This is a genomic window from Micromonospora sp. NPDC049559, assembly GCF_040676675.1.
In the GTDB taxonomy this organism is placed as follows: Bacteria; Actinomycetota; Actinomycetes; order Mycobacteriales; family Micromonosporaceae; genus JBFAPK01.
Window position 1 is genome coordinate 54,949 of record NZ_JBFAPK010000012.1, and the last position, 18,946, is coordinate 73,894.

Below are 18,946 nucleotides of genomic sequence, written 5' to 3' on the forward strand. Positions count from 1 at the left end.
GCGGAACCCCTTCTGGTCTCAGGAGAGCGCCAGGTCGTCGATCTCGGACTGGGTCAGGACGCCGGAATACACCCGTACGTCGTCGATGGCGCCGGGCCAGTAGTCGCTGTACGCGCCGTCGTACTTCGCGCGCCCGACCTGCAACGGGCCCCCGGCGGACCACGTGCCGGTGAAGGCGCTGGCGGTGGCGAGTTCGCCGTCCACGTAGAGGCGGATCTGCCGGGCCGCCGCGTCGTACACCCCGACCAGGTGGGTCCACCTGCCGAGCACGGCCTGGCCGCGGGAGTAGACCCGGGTGGGCACCGCGCCCGCGGCGTCGCGGTCCAGCATCGAGAAGGCCCACCTGCGGTCGGTGGGGCTGTACTGGAGGAAGAAGCCGGAGTGCCGGGAGCCGTCCTGGCTCACCATGGTCGACCAGCCGGTCGTGGTCGCGGACTGGTTCACCCACGCGGCGACCGTGAAGCTGCGGTCGGTCTCGACCGTGCCGGCGGTGGTGGCGAGGTAGCCGGTGGTGCCGTTGGTGACCACCGCGTTGGCGGCCACGCCGAACCGGTCGGTGCCCCAGGTGACCCCGCCGGCGGCGGTCAGCGGATGGTTCCGGCCCGTGGCGTCCTTCACGGTGGTTCCCGTGGCCTCGTCCATCAGCCACTTGCCGAACTGGGACGCCGGCCGGTTGGCGTTCTCCGCGATTTCGTCCGGGTAGAGGACCCGGTCGTAGACCCGTACCTCGTCGACGTCGCCCGGGAGGTACTCGGTGAAGGCGCCGTTGTACTTCAGCCGCCCGATCTGCAACGGTCCGGTGGCGTTCCAGGCGGCCTGGTCGTACGTGTTGGTGGCCGCGAGCGCCCCGTTGACGTAGAGCCGCAACTGCCGCGCCGACAGGTCGTAGACGCCCGTGAGCTGCGTCCAGCGGTTGAGCTGGAACGGCACGCCGGAGACCGCCCGGATGATCGGCGGGTCGGCCGCGTCCGTGGCGTGCCGGTTGAAGACCCAGTTGGCGTAGGCGGTGGAGTAGTAGAGCTGGAAGCCGCCGTTGGTGGTGCCGGGCTGGGTGAGCACGGTCGCGTTGGCGGTGTTCGTTTTCAGCCGTACCCAGGCCGAGACGGAGAAGCTGGTGTCGGTACGGACCACGGGACCGCCGGTCGCCGCGTACTGGCCGGAGCCGCTGAGCGTCAGCGTCCGGTCGGTGTACGCCGTCTCGCCCGGGTCGGCCCCGGTGCCGAGCCGGCCGGCGGTACGGGTCCCGCCGGTGACGGTCAGGGCGCGACCGCCACCGCTGGCGTCCGCGACGGTGGTGCCGCTCGCCTCGTCCATCCGCCAGTAGCCGGCCGGTCCGGCGGCGAGGTTGACGTAGAAGTCGTACGCCCGTACCGCGCTGAGGTTGCCGGCCGCGTCGACGCTGCGCACGTAGAGGGTGCGCAGGGTGCTGCGGGACGGGCCGGGCGTGACGGAGACCGTCGCCGTACCGTCCGCCGCCGCGGTCACCGTGCTGGTCGGCTGCGGGTTGTCCACGTCGTACCGGTAGCCGGCGATGTCGGCGATGCCGCCCGCCGAGAAGGTGAAGCTGCCGGGCTTGCCGACCCCACCGGAGCGGACCGGGTTCGCCGGGTCCGCCTCCGGGTAGGCGCTGGAGGTCACCACCGGCACCAGGTTCGGCGCGGTGACGTCGACCCGGAAGTAGCACCAGTCGCTCCACGGGCCCTGGGCGATGCCGTCGTCGGCGCGTACCCGGAACGCGTAGGTGGCGCCGTCGACGAGCGCCGGTGTGGTCACGGCTACCCCGCCCGCCTGCTTGGCCGGCGTCTGGTACGTCCAGATCGTGGCGCCGTCCCGGGACAGCTCGAAGCCGGCCGAGACGATCTGCTGTGCGCTGTCCCGGTCGCTCAGCGCGGCGGTCAGCGTCGGCGTGGTGTCCGACTGGGCCGGGGCGGCGTCGGCGCTCGCCGCGCAGACGTACGAGGGGGCGACCCGCAGCGCGGTAGGCACGTCCGGGATCGAGTTGTACTCGATGGTCAGCGTCGGGTTGTTCTGGAACTTCTTCCAGCCGTAGCTGTCCTTCTCGTCGGTGGCCTTCAGGCCCAGGTTGACCGTGGGCTGGCCGGCCGCCGCCGCGTCCGCCACCGCCGCCATCGCGTTGAACTCGACCGGCCCGGCCGGGCAGCCGCTGCGGCCCTTGGCCTCGTTCCGGGTCTCCAGGTTGCGCAGCCAGGTCGGCTGCTTCTTCCAGGTGGTGCCGCTGCCGAAGACGCCGATCTCCCACAGCTCCACGCCGCGCTCCTCGCAGGACCACGAGTACGTCTCGTACGCCGAGAAGGTGGCGCTGAAGATCTGCCCGCCGGTGACCGGGGCGATGTCCATCCGGAACATCGACCGGAAGGTGTCGGACTCGCCGATGGAGCGGTCGTTGAAGTACCCGACCCGGGCAACCTCCTTGTTGTTGTAGAACGGCGTGCCCGAGTAGCTCTGCTCGACGTAGCCCCAGGCCGACTTGACCGACGGGTAGTAGAGGTTCGTCGCCGCGGTGGCCACCGACCGCACCGGCCGGGCGTAGGCGCGCAGCAGCATCGTCCCGGACGGGTTGGCGTACACCTCCCGGGTGTCGGTGCGCAGGCCGGTCACCTCGACGCGCCGCCCGGTACGCCGGGCCCGCTCCCGCGCCGACGCCTCGTCCGGCGCCTGCTCGACCACGCCCTCCGGTGCCCGGCCGGCGGCGCGCTCCGCCGGTGCCCGGCCGGCCGGATACCCGGTCCCGTCGGCCGGGCCGGCGGGATCCGCCGCCGCGGGTCCGCCCGCAACCGCCACCAGCATCGGGACCGCGAGCAGCGACGCGAGCAGCGGCCGCCAGCCTCTTCGAGTCCACATTCCCACGCCGACCTCCCACGTCGATCGCCCTCAACCTGAATTGAGCAAGTTGAGGAGATCGATCGGAGAGGGCGGAAGCGGACAGTGTCCACTTCCGCACCCGACAGGAGTGGCGATACCGGGCGGAGCGGACGCGCACGCGCGCCGCCATGTGGTGCTCAGGTTGGCGGCGCGGGCGGTGTTCGAGCCGACGCCGCCGTGCTCAGGCCACGGCCGTGCCGTGCTCAGGCCGACGGCGCGGGCGGGGTGTCGAGGTCGGTGTCGTCGGCCACGTCGTCGCACGGTACGACCCGGACCAGCGCCCGGTGCTCGCGCAGGTAGGGCCGGGCGCCGACGTCGCCGGCGGCGAGCCGGGCCACGCCGGCCCAGTGGTCCCGCCCGAGCAGGACGGGGTGCCCCGTGCGGGGGCCGTACCCGGCGACGGCGAGCGCGCCCGGCTCGGCGCGGGCGGCCAGCCGGCGTACCGCCTCGGCGCCGATGCCGGGCATGTCCACCAGCAGCACCACCACCGCGACGGCGTCGGTCTCGCGCAGGGCGGCCAGCCCGGCCCGCAGCGACGAGCCGAGGCCGGTGGCCCAGTCGGGGTTCTCCACCGGTACGACGCCGGTCAGGTCGGCGCGGGCGCGTACCGTACCGGCGGCGGCGCCGAGCACCGCGACGATCGGGTCGCAGCCGCCGTCCCGCGCCGTGACGGTCGCCCGCTCGACCAGGAGCCGCCCGTCGAGCCGTACGAGCGCCTTCGGTCCTCCGTAGCGACGGCCCCCGCCGGCGGCGAGGACCAGCCCGGCCACGGCCGGTCCGGTGGCCCACGGAACCGCCGCGGATCCGCCCGGCCGGCGCACTGTCATGGCTTTGGAGGGTAGTTCACGGCAGAAAACCTCGCAGCCTTGCCCGATTTGTCCAGAGACACGCGCTTTATACATCGTACTTTCGGCTAGCTTTTCCTGACCCCCCGGGTTAACGTAGGTCTCTGAACAGAGGAGCATGCGCTCCACCAACGTACGACTTACCGCGTTTGCCCATATTCCGCGGACGAGGTGCAGGGAGGACCACCATGACCGCGCCAACGAAGGTCGGCCAGCGCACCACCATGGCATCGACCACGGAAGACATCACGCTCGACGCGAGCACTCTCGCCGACAGCGCCACCGAACTACTCCAGGCGATGGCCGCGCTGCCGGCCCACCACCCGTCCCGCGCCGCGCTGCGGGACAAGGTGATCGAGGCATGGTTGCCGCTGGCCCAGCACCTGGCGAACCGCTACAGCGGCCGTGGGGAGCCCACCGACGACCTGACCCAGACCGCCGCCGTCGGTCTGATCAAGGCCGTGGACAAGTTCGATCCCAGCCGCGGCGTCGACTTCGCCGGCTACGCCATCCCGACCATCATCGGCGAACTCAAGCGACACTTCCGCGACCGTACCTGGGACATCCGGGTGCCGCGGCGGCTCCAGGAGCTGCGGCTGAGCATCTCCGAGGCGAACAGCTCGCTGCTGCAGACGCTCGGGCGTTCCCCGACGGTCGCCGACATCGCCGCCCACCTGAAGCTCACCGAGGAAGAGGTCCTGGAGGGGCTGGAAGGCGCCCGCGCCTACAACGCCGTCTCCCTCTCGACCCCGACCGGCGACGGGGAGCGCGCCACCGAGCTGGGCGACCTGCTCGGCGGCGAGGACGGCGAGTTCGAGCTGGCCGAGCTGCGCGTCGCGCTCGGGCCGGCGCTCGCCACCCTGGACGAGCGGGAGCAGAAGATCCTCACGCTCCGCTTCTACGGCAACATGACCCAGTCCCAGATCGCCGAGCAGATCGGCGTCTCCCAGATGCACGTGTCCCGCCTGCTGGCCCGCGCCCTCACCAAGCTCCGCGGCCAGCTCGGCGACACGTACTGAGCGTCGCAACGCCGACGGGGCTGCCGGCGCCGCACACCATGTGCGACGCCGGCAGCCCCGTCGGCATCTGCCGCCATCGGCGGCCGACCCCCTCGCACGGGCGGCCCGGCGCCGTGTGCCGGCGCGGCGACGGCCCGTCCGTCCGGCGGTGCGAGACTTGCCGGGTGCTGCCCGAGGACGCGACCACGCTGCCGGTGCACCACGTCCTGCCGACGGTCACCGGGACGCTGCGGGACGCCGGCGCCGCCGTGCTGGTGGCGCCGCCCGGCACCGGCAAGACCACCCTGGTACCGCTGGCGCTCGCCGAACGGTTCGACGGCCGGGTGCTGGTCTCCCAGCCGCGCCGGATCGCCGCCCGCGCCGCCGCCCGCCGGATGGCGGCGCTCCTCGGCGAGCAGGTCGGCGACCGCGTCGGGTACGCGGTGCGCGGCGAACGGCGCGTCGGGCCGCGTACCCGGGTGGAGGTGGTCACCACCGGGCTGCTCGTCCAGCGCCTGCAACACGACCCCGAACTCGCCGGTACCGCCGTGGTGATGCTCGACGAGTGCCACGAGCGGCACCTCGACTCCGACCTGGCGCTCGCCTTCGCCGCCGAGGTACGCGCCACCCTCCGCCCCGAGCTGCGGCTGCTCGCCACCTCGGCGACCCTCGCGGCCGAGCGCTTCGCCGCCGTCGTCGGTACCGCCACCGACCCGGCCCCGGTGATCCGCGCCGAGTCGGCGCCGCACCCGGTGGAGGTCGTCTGGGCGCCGCCGCCCCGACCGGTGGACGCGCCGCACGGGCTGCGGGTCGACCCCCGGCTGCTCGACCACGTCGCCGCCACGGTACGGCGCGCGCTGCGCGAGGCCGACGGGGACGTCCTGGTCTTCCTGCCCGGGGCGGGCGAGATCTCCGGGCTGGCCGGGCGCCTCGCCGGTGTGCGGGACGAGGTCGACGTGCTCGCGCTGCACGGCCGGCAGTCGAGCCGGGAGCAGGACGCCGCGCTGCGCCCCGGCGGGCGGCGCCGGGTGGTGCTCGCCACCGCCGTGGCCGAGAGCAGCCTCACCGTGCCCGGGGTACGGATCGTCGTCGACGCCGGGCTGAGCCGGCAGGCCCGTACCGACCTGGGCCGCGGGCTCGGCGCGCTGGTGACCGTACCGGTCTCCCGCGCCGGGGCCACCCAGCGGGCCGGACGCGCCGGCCGCGAGGCGCCCGGCCGGGTCTACCGGTGCTGGTCGGAGGCGACCCACGCGCACCTGGCGCCGCAGGCGGAACCGGAGATCGCGCTGGCCGACCTGACCGGCTTCGCCCTCCAGCTGGCCTGCTGGGGACATCCGGACGGCACCGGGCTGGCGCTGCCCGATCCCCCGCCGGCCGCCGCCCTGCGCGTCGCCCGCGCCACGCTCGGCGCGCTCGGGGCGCTGGACGAGGCGGGCCGGGTGACGCCGCGGGGCCGGGAGATCGCCGCCGTGGGCGCGCACCCGCGCCTGGCCCGGGCCCTGCTCGACGGCGCCGGGCGGATCGGCACCCGCCGGGCGGCGGAGGTGGTCGCCCTGCTCTCCGAGGAGGCCGGCACGCCCGGGGACGACCTGGTGGCCGGCTGGCGCCGGCTGCGCGACGGGGTCGACGCCGGGGCGAGCGCCCGCTGGCGGGCCGAGGTGCGGCGGCTGCGTACCGCCGCCGGTGCCGCCGGCGCGGAAACCGACGAGCCCGGTGCGACGCACCCCGGCACGACAGGACCGGACGCGACAGGGCCGGACGCGACAGGGCGCGGGCGGGCGGGCGCGCGGCGGCTCCCCGACGACCTGGCCGCCGGCCTGCTGGTCGGTCTCGCCTACCCGGAGCGGCTGGCCCGGCGGCGGCGCGAGGGCGGCGGCACGTACCTGATGGCCGGCGGTACCGCGGCCGAGTTGGCGCCCGGCTCCGCGCTGACCGGCTCGCCCTGGCTGGCGATCGCCGTCGCCGACCGCGCCCCCGGCCGCAGCGGCGCCCAGGTCCGGCTCGCGGCGGTGATCGACGAGGCCGTCGCCCGCGAGGCCGGCGGGCCGCTGCTCCGGCACGAGCAGGAGATCGCCTGGACGGACGGGGACGTCACCGCCCGGGACGTGGCACGGTTGGGCGCGCTCGTCCTGGTCGACCGCCCGCTGGCCCGGCCGGACCGGCAGCGGGTGGCCGAGGCGCTGCTCGACGGCGTGCGCCGGGTCGGCCTGTCGCTGCTGACCTGGACGCCGGCCGCGAGGTCGCTGCGGGACCGGCTCGCCTTCCTCCGGCAGACCTTCGGCGACCCGTGGCCCGAGGTCGGCGACGAGGCGCTGCTGGCCGCGGCGCCCGAGTGGCTCGGGCCGGAACTCGCCGCCGCCCGGCGCCGGGCCGACCTGGCCCGCGTCGACGTCGCGGCGGCGCTGCGCCGGCTGCTGCCCTGGCCGCAGGCCGGCCAGCTGGACGAGCTGGCGCCGGAGCGGGTCACCATGCCGGACGGGTCGCGGCGGCGGCTCGACTACCGCGACCCGGCCTCGCCCGTGCTCGCCGTGAAGCTCCAGGACACGTTCGGGTGGCGGGACGCGCCCCGGGTGGCCGGCGGTCGGGTACCGGTCCTGCTGCACCTGCTCTCGCCCGCGGGCCGGCCGGCGGCGGTCACCGCCGACCTGGCCTCCTTCTGGCGTACCGGATACCCCCGGGTCCGCGCCGAACTCCGCGGTCGCTACCCCCGCCACGCCTGGCCGGAGGTCCCCGGTTAGGACGCGGCCCCGGGCCTGGTTCAGTCGACCACGTCGGCGACGACGACGGTGATGTTGTCGGGGCCGCCGGCGCGCAGGGCGAGGTCGACCAGGCGGGCGGCGCACTGCTGGCGGTCGGGGTACGACACCAGCGTCTCCGCGATCGTGCCGGGGCGCACCACATTGGAGAGCCCGTCGCTGCAGAGCAGCCAGCGGTCCCCGGCCCGGGGCACCATGGTCGAGTAGGCCGGCTCGACCGACTCGCCCTGCAGCGCCTGGGTGACCACGGCCCGGCGCGGATGGCTGCTCGCCTCCTCCGGGCTGATCACGCCCTCGTCGACGAGCATCTGCACGAAGGTGTCGTCCCGGGTGATCTGCTTGAGCATGCCGTCGCGGAGCAGGTAGGCGCGCGAGTCGCCGATGTGAACGAGCGCGAGGCAGCTTCCCGTACGGGCGAAGAGCAGCGCGGTAAGGGTGGTGCCCATCCCCTGGCGCTCCGGGTCCTCCTCGATCGCCGCGCGAATGCGTACCGTGGCCACCTCGACCGCTTGTTGCAGCGCCGCCACCAGGCTGTCCTCCGGTGTCTCCACGTCGAGCGCGGAGATCGCGTCGATGGCGATCGTGCTGGCCAGGTCGCCGGCCGCCATACCGCCCATACCATCGGCGACGGCGATGAGCCAGGGGCCGGCGTGCACCGAATCCTGGTTTCCACTCCGGATCAGGCCACGGTCGGTCACCGCCGCGGAACGCAGCTTCAGGGTCATGGCACGCAGCCTGCCAAACCGGAACCGGGATGTCTCTAGTAGATCACCGTGGTGTGACGGTGGTCGGAGGAATCTTACTCGGCGTCATATCACTGTCACGAGTAGGCGTCGGCGTTTCCGCCGATTCGTCCGCCGGCCACTCCCCGACGTCGCGCAGCCGGCCGGCGCAGCGCGGGTCGGCGAGCGTACTGGGCGGACGGCGCGGGATCAGCCACTCCAGGGCGGTCTCCTCGACCGGCCAGCCGTGCACCCGTACGACGCTGTAGGGGACCTGGGTCGTCTCGGGGCAGAGGGTCTGCGAGTGCACCCGCTCGTTCGAGACGAACTGGACCATGCCGCGGTCGTCGATGAGGGTGGTCATCCGATCGTTGACGGTGATCACGCGACCGAGCAGCACGGACCCGGTCGCCGGCCCCCCGGCGGCCGCCGGCGTGGCCGGGTCGGCGTCCACCTCGACCGCCACCTTCGGCAGGATCGGGGCGCGCAGGAAGATCGTCCCGAGCAGCAGCGGGAACGTGAGCGCGACCGAGAGCGACGCCCAGCGGGTCAGCGGCGGCGCGACCCGGCGCGGCAGCGGCCCGGTCAGGAAGACCGCGAGGCCCGGCGGGACCGCCAGCAGCAGGGCGGTCACCGCCTCCCCGGACCGTACGGCGTCCGCGATGGCCGGCAGCAGCCAGGCGTACGCCAGCCAGGCCGCCAGCAGCGGCAGCGCGACGCAGGCCAGCCGGGTGCGGGCGGGGTCGTCGGGGTGACGCCGCCGGGTGTGCAGCCCGAGGACGGCCAGGCTCATCATCAGCAGCGCCGGCAGGAACCGCAGTTGCCAGGTGAGCGCGGCCAGCAGCACCGCCGAGGTGATGACCCAGCCCGGGGTACGGACGGTGGTGCGGGCGAGCAGCGAGCGCTCCGGGTCGAACCGGTCCGGCGCGCTGGACCAGAGCAGCCGTCCCAGCAGCCCGGCGAGCAGGACGGCCAGCGGCAGTACCCAGACCAGCGTGATCAGCAGCGCGGTGAGCAGGCCGAGCGGGCTGACGTACTGCACCAGCAGGAGCATGGTGGAGAGGTCCTGCCGGCTCAGGTGCCACAGTCGCAGCACCAGCAGCAGGACCGGAAAGGTCGGCAGCAGGGTCAGGAGCCACTGCTGCGCCTGACGGGCGGTCAGCGAACGGTCGCCGCCACCGATCGGGGCGCCCGGGCCAGCGTCTCCCACGGCCACCGCCGTACCTCCACCTCTTTGACGTCCGGTTGCTGGTCCACCGCGACCGGCTGGTCCCCGGCGGCCGGCTGCTCCGGCCGCAGGTGTCGGTCGAAGGCGTCCTCCCACCGGCGGTCGTCCGGGTCGGTGAGCGACTGGTAGAGGGTCAGGTTCACCAGGTCCCGCAGCGCCTCGCTGTCGCCGGTGTTGACCCCGTAGAACTCGCTCGCCTCGTCGCCGACGTCGTAGAGCCGCAGCTTCTCCCGGTTGCGGTTGACCAGCCCGGCCAGGATCGCCGCGTCCGTGGTGATCGCGTCGATCCGCCCCTCCAACAGCTCCTTCTCGCACTCGCCGATGCCGAGCTTGCGCACCAGGGTCGCGCCGGCCAGCGAGGCGCGGGCGGCCGAGGTGGAGGTGGCCAGGGTGCAGACCCGCTCGCCGGCGAGGTCGAAGAGGGTGTCGACCCGGCGGTGGTCGACGCGGGTGAGCACGGACTGCTCGGTCTCCAGGTACGGCGCGGAGAAGGTCACCTGGTCGGACGCCTCCCGCTCGGCGGTGACGCTGTACGAGGCGATGACGAGGTCGACGATCTTCCCGCCGGCCTGCATGCGGGACCGGTCCTCGCTCTGGATCGGGATGAACTTGACCTCGTTCGGGCGGAAGCCGAGATCGGAGGCGATCATGAGCGCGATGTCGATGTCGAACCCGGAGAAGACCTTCGTCTGCGGGTCCTGCCAGCCGATGCCGGGCTGGTCGTCCTTGACCCCGACGAGCAGTTCCCGCTTGCCGATCAACCCGGCCTGTTCGAGCAGGTCCTGCCGGGAGGGCGGACCGGTGAGCACCAGCGTGGTGACCACCGCCACCGCGGCCACCGCGAGCGCCACGAGGAGCGCGACCAGCCGTACGGTGCGCGTGATCCCCTCGCGTTGGCCGTGGCCGGCTGCCGCGCCGAAGGCGGGGTCGGCCGCCGGGCCGGCGGAGGCCTCCGCCGGGGTGGGCTGGGCGTCCGGGTGGGGCGGCGCCGGGGCGGGCCGCTCGGCGGGGGCGGGGCCGGCCGCGGCGGCCGGGGTCTCGTCCTCGGATCTGCCGTTGGTCACGCCGCACCTCGCCATCACGTCTGCGGAAACATCCATCTAAGCCGACGGTAAGGGAGGCGGGAAACCCGCCGAGTGGGCAGCGACGGCGAGTCGCGCCCGCCCTCCGGCCGGACCCCGGACGCGCCGCGAGACCGGCAGGCGAATCAGCCTCGGGTCCGGCCACGTGATCCACATCCGTCGATTGACAGGCCGGAAACGGGCTGGCAACATCACCGATAGCTGGGAGCGCTCCCAATCATGGCCTCCGACGGGGCGCGACCCGCGGCCCTCGACGACCCGGCTCCCCCGGCGGCGCGAGCGGGGCCTGGCGCCGACCACCTCACCGGAAGGACCCACCGTGACCCGACCAACCCGGCGCCACGGGCGAGCCCTCGCCCTGCTCGCCGTCACGGCGACGACCCTGGCCGTGGCCGGCGCGCCCGCCACGGCCGCACCCGCCACAGCCACGCCCACGCCATCCGAGGCGCTCGACGACCCGCCACCGGACGCCCCCGAACAGATCGAGAACGGCGACTTCGCCGACGGTACCGCCGGCTGGTACTCGTACGGCACCACCTCGACGGACGTGCGCGACGGGCGGCTCTGCTCGGCCGTACCAGGCGGGTTGGCGAACCCCTGGGACGCGGGCGTCGGCCAGAACGACGTACCGCTGGTCGCCGGCGCCTCGTACACGATCTCCTTCGACGCCACGGCCAGCCCCGGCGCGACCGTGCGGGCGGCGGTCCAGCTCGGCGCCGAGCCGTACACCTCCTACTTCGCCGCCGACGTGGCGCTGAGCCCCACGGTCACCCACGTCGAGCGCACCTTCACGGCCACCGAGGAGACCAGCGCGGCGCAGGTCGCCTTCCAGGTCGGCGGCAACGCCGCCGGGTACGAGTTCTGCCTGGACAACGTCTCGCTGCGCGGCGGCGAGGAGGCACCGCCGTACGTACCGGACACCGGCCCGCGGGTCCGCGTCAACCAGGTCGGCTACCTGCCCGGCGGCCCGAAGAACGCCACCGTCGTCACCCCCGCCACCGAGCCGCTGCCCTGGCAGCTCAAGTCGGCCGGCGGCGCGGTCGTCGCCAGCGGCCGGACCACCCCGCGCGGCGTCGACGCCGCCTCCGGGCAGAACGTGCAGAGCCTCGACTTCGGCGCGTACCGCACCCCCGGCACCGGGTACACGCTGGTGGTCGACGGCGAGACCAGCCACCCGTTCGACATCTCCGCCACGCTCTACCACCAGCTCCGCTCCGACTCGCTGCACTTCTTCTACGTCCAGCGCAGCGGCATCGCGATCGACCCGGCGCTGGCCGGCGCCGAGTACGCCCGCCCCGCCGGGCACCTCGGCGTGGCGCCGAACCGGGGCGACACCGACGTACCGTGCCAGCCCGGCGTCTGCGACTACCGGCTCGACGGGCGCGGCGGCTGGTACGACGCGGGCGACCACGGCAAGTACGTGGTCAACGGAGGCATCGCCACCTACCAGCTGCTGAACGCCTTCGAGCGGACCAAGACCGCCCCGACGGCGGGCGGCGGCGCGGCGCTCGGCGACGGGACCCTGCGGGTGCCCGAGCGGGGCAACGGCGTGCCCGACATCCTCGACGAGGCCCGCTGGGAGCTGGAGTTCCTGCTGCGGATGCAGGTGCCGGCGGGCAAGCCGCTGGCCGGGATGGCCCACCACAAGCTGCACGACCAGAACTGGACCGGGCTGCCGCTGCAACCCGAGGACGACCCGCAGCTGCGCGAGCTGCACCCGCCGTCGACCGCGGCCACGCTGAACCTGGCCGCCACCGCCGCGCAGTGCGCCCGCCTCTTCGCCTCCTACGACGCGGCGTTCGCCACCCGCTGCCGCACCGCGGCCCGGACCGCGTACGCGGCGGCCAAGGCGAACCCGGCCGTCTACGCCAGCCCGCAGGACGGCAACGGCGGCGGCGCCTACAGCGACAACGACGTGACGGACGAGTTCTACTGGGCCGCCGCCGAGCTGTACCTGACCACGGGCGAGCCGGCGTACCTGACCGACGTGACCGCCTCGCCGCACCACACCGGCGAGGTCTTCACGCCCAACGGGTTCAGCTGGGGCGGTGTGGCGGCCCTCGGCCGGCTGGATCTCGCCACCGTCCCGAGTGGACTGCCGGCCGCCGAGCGCGCCCGGATCCGCGCCTCGGTGCTGACCGCCGCCGACGGCTATCTCGCCACGCTGCGCGCCCAGGCGTACGGCCTGCCGATCCCGGGTGCGGCGAGCAGCTACTTCTGGGGCGGCAACGGCAACATCATCAACAACGCGGTGGTGCTCGCCACCGCGTACGACCTCAGCGGCGACGTGAAGTACCGGGACGGCGCGGTGCAGGGGATGGACTACATCTTCGGCCGCAACGCGCTCAACCAGTCGTACGTGACGGGCTGGGGCGAGCACGCCTCGCGCAACCAGCACACCCGGATCTTCGCCCACCAGCTCGACGCCTCCCTGCCGAACCCGCCGGCCGGCTCGATCGCCGGCGGCGCCAACGCGGGGCTGGACGACCCGTTCGCCAAGCAGCTGCTGGCGGGCTGCGCGCCGATGTTCTGCTACGTCGACGACATCAACTCGTACGCGACGAACGAGGTGGCGATCAACTGGAACTCGGCACTGGCCTGGATCGCGTCGTTCCTGGACGACCAGGGCGACGCCGCCGCGCCGGCCCGGGCCACCTGCCGCGTCGACTACGAGAACTACGGCCCCTGGCACGGCGGCGGTGGCTTCACCGCCCAGGTGACCATCACGAACACGGGCAGCACCCCGGTCAACGGCTGGACGCTGCGCTTCGCCTTCACCGGCGACCAGCGGGTACGGGAGGCGTGGATGAGCCGGGTGACCCAGTCGGGCGCCACGGTGACGGCGCGCAACGAGTCGTACAACTCGCGGATCACGCCCGGCGGCAAGGTGACCTTCGGGATGAACGTGACCACCGCGGGCGGCGCGAACCCCACACCGGGGCTCTTCACCGTCAACGGCGCGGCCTGCGGCTGACCGGCGGCGCCCGCACCGCCCTGCCGGCCGGGGACACCCCGGCCGGCAGGGCACGCCGGCTCAGCGCAGCCAGTCCAGCAGCCGCTCGCCCTGCTGCCAGACGGTCAGCGCCGAGAAGACGCCGAAGAGGGCCACCGCCCAGAGCAGCGCCACCACCCGGTACGACCGGGGCCGGATCGGCTCGGGCAGCACGCGCCGGTTGAGCACCAGCAGCATGATCGAGTAGAGGAACATCATCACCCCGCCCACGCAGGCGGAGATGACCAGCAGCGGCAGGGGCTGGTCGAAGCCCGCCAGCAGGATCACGCAGCCCAGCGCCACGAGCCCCCAGACCAGGGCGAAGTAGATCCGGTTCTCCGAGTGCCGGCGCAGGTACGAGGTCTTCAGCACATCCGCGGCGAGCCGGCTGGTGTAGTCCACGATGCCCATCGCCGCCGCGAAGAGCGAGAGCGCCCCGACCAGCCAGAAGAGCTTGCCGAACCATCCGCCGACCGCCTCGGCGAGCCGCTCGCCCTCCACCTTGAGGAAGGAGACGCTGTTGGCCAGCCCGGGTACGCCGAAGACGGTCGAGTACGCCAGCATCGACATCAGCACGATGGTGACGAACGAGATCAGTACGAAGGTGACCAGCTGCTCCCGGTTGGCCAACCGCCACCAGCGCCGCCACCGGGCCAGGTTCTCGTCGGTCGGCTCGAAGACGAAACCGGCACCGTCCGACGCCGCCTCCTCCCGCCCGGTGACCGGGCTGACCAGGCGCGGCACGTACCGGCCCATGCCGTAGCCCTTGTCGCGGATCCAGTTGGACTGCACCAGGTTCTGCCCGCCGCCGGCACCGGCGAAGACCAGCGCGGAGAGCATCAGCGCGAAGCCCAGTTCGGTCGGGAACGCCGGCGCGGTCACCGCGTCCGGCAGGGCGCTCCAGGCCGAGGCGGAGACCGCGAAGACCAGGGCGACGACGATGAAGACCACGACCAGCGCGACCTTGACGAACTCCACCCGCTCCAGTGCCGTGTAGATCACCGGCGCCAGGGTCAGCGTCACGCCGATGACCAGCAGCAACCCGACGGCGATGTAGGTCGCGTTGCCACCGAAGAGGTACGTGAGCATGGTGGCCGAGCTGGTGGCCCAGCCGGGCCAGAGGTTGGCGAAGTAGGTCATCACCGCGAAGATCAGGCCCCAGTGCCGCCAGAAGCGGGCGAAGCCGGTCAGCGCGGTCTCCCCAGTGGCGAGCGTGTACCGCTCGATCTCCATGTTGAGGAACCACTGGGTGACGATGCCGACCGCGGCGGCCCAGAGGAAGACCAGGCCGACCTGGGAGGCGATGTACGGAAAGAGGATGAACTCGCCGGAGGCGAGCCCGACCCCGGCGGCGATCACGCCCGGACCGATGACGGGCCAGGCCGAGGCGGGTGGTGGGGGTAGTTCCCGTACGGTCACCCGGGGCAGGTACCGGGTGGGGAAACGGTCGGCGGCGCTCGGCGGCATCGGGACCTCCAGGGGGTGAGGTGCCCGCCCCGAATCCGGGGCGGGCCGGCATCGAAACCCGCCCGAGACATCGTCCCACATAGATCGACATTTGCCACCGCTGTCGATCCGTCCCGGCCCCGCCGTCGATCCGTCCCGGCCCCGCCGTCGATCCGTCCCGGCCCCGCCGTCGATCCGTCCCGGCCCCGCCGTCGATCCGTCCCGGCCCCGCTGGCTACCGGCGGCTACCGGCGCTACTGCCGGCGCCCGCCCGGTCGTGTCGTCAGCCGACCTCCTCGTGCACGAAACACCAGCGCCACTGCTCGCCGGGCTGCGCCGACCGGATCACCGGGTGACCCGTCGCCGCGTAGTGCCCGCTCGCGTGCCGCAGCGGCGACGAGTCGCAGCAGCCGACCCGGCCGCAGGTCAGGCAGGTGCGCAGGTGCACCCAGTCGGTCCGCCCCTGCTCCAGGCAGTCCTGGCAGCCCTCGGTGCTCTGCGGCTCGGGGGTACCGGCCGCGTTCAGGTCCTCGCAGCTCATTCCTGCTCACTCCGGCGCAACAGTGACTCCTCCAGGTCCAGGTCGCGGTAGGCCCGCACGAGTACCTCCTCGGGAATGCGCCCGTCGTCGCGGGCGGTCCGGAACACCTCGCGTTCCGCGTCGATCATCTCCTGCCGCAACCGAACGTACGCCTGCGACGGCGTCTCCCGCTCGTCGCCCCCCAGCCGTTCCCACGCCGAGTTGGTGCGCTTCTCGATCAGCGCGCGCAGCCGCTCGACCACCACGGGCGGCGCCCCGTCGGCCGCCGCCTCCAGCCGCTCCCGCGCCGCCCGGCCGGCCTGCTGCTGCACCGACGCCTCGGCGAGGGCGTCCTGGGTGGGGTCGTCGCCGGGAAGCCGCATGGCCCGGGCCACCATCGGCAGCGTCGCGCCCTGCACCACCAGCGTGCCGACGATCACGGTGAACGCCAGCCAGACGAAGAGTTCGCGCGGATAGTGCGCGCCGCCGGCCAGGGTCAGCGGCAGCGCCAGCGCGGCGGCCAGGGTCACCACGCCGCGCATGCCCGCCCAGGCCAGCACCGTCGGTACCCGCAGCGCCGGGCTCGGGTCGCGGCGGCGTACCCCGGGCACCAGCCGGGCCAGGTAGGTGGCCGGGTAGAGCCAGACGAAGCGGGTGAGGATGACCGTGAGCAGCACCAGGACGGTCACCACGGTGATCGTCGTCCAGGGGGTGTCGATGCGCGGGATCACGGTACGCAGTTGCAGCCCCACCAGGAGGAAGACCAGCCCTTCGAGCAGGAACCGGACCAGCCGCCAGAACGCGGCCATCTGCAACCGGGAGCCCGCCGACATCAGCACCGGCAGCCGGTGCCCCAGGGACAGCCCGGTCACCACCACGGCGACCACACCGGACGCGTGCACCTCCTCGGCCACGAAGACCACGATGAAGGGGGTGAGCAGCGACAACGTGTTGTCGAGCAGCGAATCCCGGATGCGCCGGTGGATCGCGCCGATGACGAGCGCGCCGAGCGCGCCGATCAGCAGTCCCCCGCCGGCGGTGATGACGACCTCGCCGACCACGTCCCAGGCCCCGACCGCCGGCCCGAGCGCCGCCGCGGTCGCGACCCGCAGCATCACCAGGGCGGTCGCGTCGTTGATCAGGCTCTCGCCCTCCAGGATGGTGACCAGCCGCCGGGGCAGGCCGATGCGGCGCGCGATGGCGGTGGCGGCCACCGCGTCGGGGGGCGCCACCACCGCGCCGAGCGCGATGCAGATCGGGAGCGGGGCCTGGGGCAGCAGCGCGTGTAGTACGAACCCGATGGCCACCGCCGTGAAGATGACCAGCCCGACGCCGAGCAGCAGGATCGGGCGCAGGTTGAACTTGAACGCCGGCACCGAGGTCTCCAGCGCCGCGACGTAGAGCAGCGGCGGCAGGATGCCGACCAGCACCAGCTCCGGGTCGAGGTGCGCCTGCGGGAAGCCGGGTACGAAGGAGAGCCCGACCCCGACGATCACCAGCAGGATCGGCGCGAGCACCCCGATGCGCCGGGCCAGCGCCGCGCCCAGGGTGGCGATCGCCAGAAACAGGACGACCTCGAACAGTGCCTCCATGCGCCCAGAGCTTAGGGCGTGTCGCGCCGGACACGCCTACCCTGGGCGCCCGCCGGGGGTAGGCGGAGCCCGCCGTCCCGCGCGGGGGACACCGCCCGCGCCGCACGGCTACTCGGCGTGCGCGCCCGCCCCGGCGCCCGCCTCGGTGCCCTCGCCGACCCAGACCGTCTTGACGTTGCAGAACTCCCGGATGCCGTACGCGGACAGCTCGCGCCCGTAGCCGGAGTTGCGTACGCCGCCGAAGGGCAGGTCGGGGAAGGAGGTCGTCATGCCGTTGACGAAGACGCTGCCGGCGTCCAGGTCGTTGGCGAACCGCTCCTGCTCCGCCGGGTCCCGGGTCCAGGCGTTGGAGCCGAGGCCGTACTCGGTGCCGTTGGCGACCTCGATCGCCTCCTCGTACGAGGAGACCCGGTAGAGGCCGGCGACCGGCCCGAAGACCTCCTCGGACCACATCCGCATCTCCGGCGTCAGCTCGGTCACCACGGTCGGCGGGTACCACCAGCCGTTCCGGTCCGGCCGCTGCCCGCCGCAGAGCACCCGGGCGCCGCGCTCGACCGCGTCGCGTACCTGCTCGTCGACCTCCTTGCGGCCCCGCTCGGTGGCGAGCGGCCCGACGTCGGTCTGCTCGGCCATCGGGTCGCCGACCCGCAGCGCCGCCATCCGCTCGACGAACGCCTCGGCGAAGGCGTCGTAGACGTCGGTGTGCACGATGAACCGCTTCGCGGCGATGCAGGACTGGCCGTTGTTCTGGCAGCGGGCGGTGGTGGCGACCTCGGCGGCGCGCGCGATGTCGGCCGACGGCATCACCACGAACGGGTCGCTGCCGCCCAGCTCCAGCACCGTCTTCTTCAGCTGCTCCCCGGCCGTACGGGCGATGGCGCGCCCCGCGCCCTCGCTGCCGGTCAGCGTGGCGGCCCGTACCCGCCGGTCGCCGAGGATCCGCTCGACCGCCTCCGAGCCGACGAGCAGCGCCTGGAACGCGCCCTCCGGAAAGCCCGCGCGGCGGAACAGCTCCTCCAGGAAGAGCGCGGTCTGCGGCACGTTCGAGGCGTGCTTGAGCAGGCCGACGTTGCCGGCCATCAGGGCCGGCGCGGCGAACCGGATCACCTGCCAGAGCGGGAAGTTCCACGGCATCACCGCCAGCACCGGACCGAGTGGCTGGTGGCGGACGAACGCCCTGGTCGCGCCGACCGCCTTCGCGTCGGCCGGCTCGTCCGCGAGGAACGCCTCGGCGCGCTCGGCGTAGAAGCGGCAGGCGGCGGCGCACTTGGTCACCTCGGCCTTCGCCGAGGCGTACGTCTTGCCCATCTCGGTGGTCATCATCCGCGCCACCTCGTCCCGCTCGGCGTCGAGCAGGTCCGCGGCGGCGACCATCCAGCCGGCGCGCTGGGCGAAACTAGTCCCGTGCAGCTCGTGGAACGCCGCGTCGGCCCGCCCGATCGCCGCGTCGACCTGGGCGTCCGACATCGGGTCGAAGGACTTGACCAGCTCCCCGTTGGTCGGGTTGATGGTGGCGATGGTCATCTTTCCTCCTGACGCTCGCCTGAGCGGGTGGACTGCTGCGATTCCCCGGAAGACCCGCCGCTCACTCGAAGAGCGAGTGGTGCGTACCCGGCGGCTCCTGCCGGCGGCGGGCGGCCCGGCGCCGCGAGATCACCACCAGGTCGACGATGGTGACCACGGTGAGCGCGAAGAGGATCCCCGCCAGCACCTCGTGCCCGGCCCGGGCCACGAGCACGCCGAGGACCACGGTGAGCACCAGCCCGAAGCTGGCCAGGGCCAGGCGCAGGTTCAGCGCGCTGTAGGGGTGCCCCACCGTCCCCTTCGCCCCGCGCGGTTGTTGTCTCGCGGCCATTCCACCCGACTACCCGGTTGCGGTAGC

13 protein-coding genes are annotated in these 18,946 nt (G+C 73.6%); 3 read left to right on the plus strand and 10 right to left on the minus strand.

Annotation, left to right across the window (positions count from 1 at the left end; all coding sequences use genetic code 11):
- Positions 1 to 18 precede the first annotated feature (18 nt).
- Both AB0J86_RS15785 and AB0J86_RS15790 read right to left on the minus strand, forming a co-directional pair.
- Positions 19 to 2,862, minus strand: coding sequence for a LamG domain-containing protein (locus AB0J86_RS15785; RefSeq protein WP_363857545.1), 2,844 nt, complete (start codon positions 2,860 to 2,862; stop codon positions 19 to 21).
- A gap of 224 nt (positions 2,863 to 3,086) precedes the next feature.
- Positions 3,087 to 3,710 carry an NTP transferase domain-containing protein gene (locus tag AB0J86_RS15790; RefSeq protein WP_363857546.1) on the minus strand — a complete coding sequence of 208 codons (624 nt, stop codon included), beginning with the start codon at positions 3,708 to 3,710 and terminating at the stop codon, positions 3,087 to 3,089.
- 206 nt (positions 3,711 to 3,916) lie between these two features.
- Here AB0J86_RS15790 and AB0J86_RS15795 point away from each other — a divergent pair, with 206 nt between their 5' ends.
- Both AB0J86_RS15795 and hrpB read left to right on the plus strand, forming a co-directional pair.
- Complete coding sequence (locus AB0J86_RS15795) at positions 3,917 to 4,747, plus strand: SigB/SigF/SigG family RNA polymerase sigma factor (protein WP_363857548.1); 831 nt, start codon at positions 3,917 to 3,919, stop codon at positions 4,745 to 4,747.
- A 188-nt stretch (positions 4,748 to 4,935) separates the two neighbouring features.
- Positions 4,936 to 7,464: an ATP-dependent helicase HrpB gene (hrpB, locus tag AB0J86_RS15800; RefSeq protein ID WP_363857732.1), complete on the plus strand. Its 2,529-nt coding sequence runs from the start codon at positions 4,936 to 4,938 to the stop codon at positions 7,462 to 7,464.
- A 20-nt stretch (positions 7,465 to 7,484) separates the two neighbouring features.
- Here hrpB and AB0J86_RS15805 read toward each other — a convergent pair whose 3' ends face one another.
- Genes AB0J86_RS15805 through AB0J86_RS15815 form a run of 3 tightly spaced genes read right to left on the minus strand, consistent with a single transcriptional unit; the run spans position 7,485 to position 10,496 of the window.
- Complete coding sequence (locus AB0J86_RS15805) at positions 7,485 to 8,207, minus strand: protein phosphatase 2C domain-containing protein (protein ID WP_363857550.1); 723 nt, start codon at positions 8,205 to 8,207, stop codon at positions 7,485 to 7,487.
- A 43-nt stretch (positions 8,208 to 8,250) separates the two neighbouring features.
- Complete coding sequence (locus AB0J86_RS15810) at positions 8,251 to 9,414, minus strand: hypothetical protein (RefSeq protein WP_363857552.1); 1,164 nt, start codon at positions 9,412 to 9,414, stop codon at positions 8,251 to 8,253.
- The gene (locus tag AB0J86_RS15815; RefSeq protein ID WP_363857554.1) at positions 9,363 to 10,496 is read right to left on the minus strand and encodes a transporter substrate-binding domain-containing protein; all 1,134 of its coding nucleotides are present in this window, start codon (positions 10,494 to 10,496) and stop codon (positions 9,363 to 9,365) included. Before AB0J86_RS15815 ends, AB0J86_RS15810 begins: the two co-directional genes overlap by 52 nt.
- A 337-nt stretch (positions 10,497 to 10,833) precedes the next feature.
- Here AB0J86_RS15815 and AB0J86_RS15820 point away from each other — a divergent pair, with 337 nt between their 5' ends.
- Positions 10,834 to 13,488, plus strand: a complete 2,655-nt coding sequence (locus AB0J86_RS15820) for a glycoside hydrolase family 9 protein (protein ID WP_363857556.1) — start codon at positions 10,834 to 10,836, stop codon at positions 13,486 to 13,488.
- Positions 13,489 to 13,548: 60 nt separating this feature from the next.
- Here AB0J86_RS15820 and AB0J86_RS15825 read toward each other — a convergent pair whose 3' ends face one another.
- From AB0J86_RS15825 to AB0J86_RS15845, 5 genes are all read right to left on the minus strand, one after another.
- A complete protein-coding gene (locus AB0J86_RS15825; RefSeq protein WP_363857558.1) occupies positions 13,549 to 14,973 on the minus strand; it encodes an Nramp family divalent metal transporter in 1,425 nt (474 codons plus the stop codon).
- A 262-nt stretch (positions 14,974 to 15,235) separates the two neighbouring features.
- A complete protein-coding gene (locus AB0J86_RS15830) occupies positions 15,236 to 15,493 on the minus strand; it encodes a UBP-type zinc finger domain-containing protein (RefSeq protein ID WP_363857560.1) in 258 nt (85 codons plus the stop codon).
- Complete coding sequence (locus tag AB0J86_RS15835; RefSeq protein WP_363857562.1) at positions 15,490 to 17,064, minus strand: Na+/H+ antiporter; 1,575 nt, start codon at positions 17,062 to 17,064, stop codon at positions 15,490 to 15,492. Before AB0J86_RS15835 ends, AB0J86_RS15830 begins: the two co-directional genes overlap by 4 nt.
- Positions 17,065 to 17,172: 108 nt before the next feature.
- Positions 17,173 to 18,588, minus strand: a complete 1,416-nt coding sequence (locus AB0J86_RS15840) for an NADP-dependent succinic semialdehyde dehydrogenase (RefSeq protein ID WP_363857564.1) — start codon at positions 18,586 to 18,588, stop codon at positions 17,173 to 17,175.
- 61 nt (positions 18,589 to 18,649) lie between these two features.
- Positions 18,650 to 18,919: a DUF6343 family protein gene (locus AB0J86_RS15845; protein WP_363857566.1), complete on the minus strand. Its 270-nt coding sequence runs from the start codon at positions 18,917 to 18,919 to the stop codon at positions 18,650 to 18,652.
- Positions 18,920 to 18,946 lie beyond the last annotated feature (27 nt).

What these genes read in the sequence shown, in the direction of transcription:
- AB0J86_RS15825 (WP_363857558.1), bottom strand. Translation starts at nt 14,973, where the DNA reads ATGCCGCCGAGCGCCGCCGACCGTTTCCCCACCCGGTACCTGCCCCGG.
- AB0J86_RS15830 (WP_363857560.1), bottom strand. Translation starts at nt 15,493, where the DNA reads ATGAGCTGCGAGGACCTGAACGCGGCCGGTACCCCCGAGCCGCAGAGC.
- AB0J86_RS15840 (WP_363857564.1), bottom strand. Translation starts at nt 18,588, where the DNA reads ATGACCATCGCCACCATCAACCCGACCAACGGGGAGCTGGTCAAGTCC.
- AB0J86_RS15795 (WP_363857548.1), top strand. Translation starts at nt 3,917, where the DNA reads ATGACCGCGCCAACGAAGGTCGGCCAGCGCACCACCATGGCATCGACC.
- AB0J86_RS15805 (WP_363857550.1), bottom strand. Translation starts at nt 8,207, where the DNA reads ATGACCCTGAAGCTGCGTTCCGCGGCGGTGACCGACCGTGGCCTGATC.
- AB0J86_RS15790 (WP_363857546.1), bottom strand. Translation starts at nt 3,710, where the DNA reads ATGACAGTGCGCCGGCCGGGCGGATCCGCGGCGGTTCCGTGGGCCACC.
- AB0J86_RS15845 (WP_363857566.1), bottom strand. Translation starts at nt 18,919, where the DNA reads ATGGCCGCGAGACAACAACCGCGCGGGGCGAAGGGGACGGTGGGGCAC.
- AB0J86_RS15785 (WP_363857545.1), bottom strand. Translation starts at nt 2,862, where the DNA reads ATGTGGACTCGAAGAGGCTGGCGGCCGCTGCTCGCGTCGCTGCTCGCG.
- AB0J86_RS15835 (WP_363857562.1), bottom strand. Translation starts at nt 17,064, where the DNA reads ATGGAGGCACTGTTCGAGGTCGTCCTGTTTCTGGCGATCGCCACCCTG.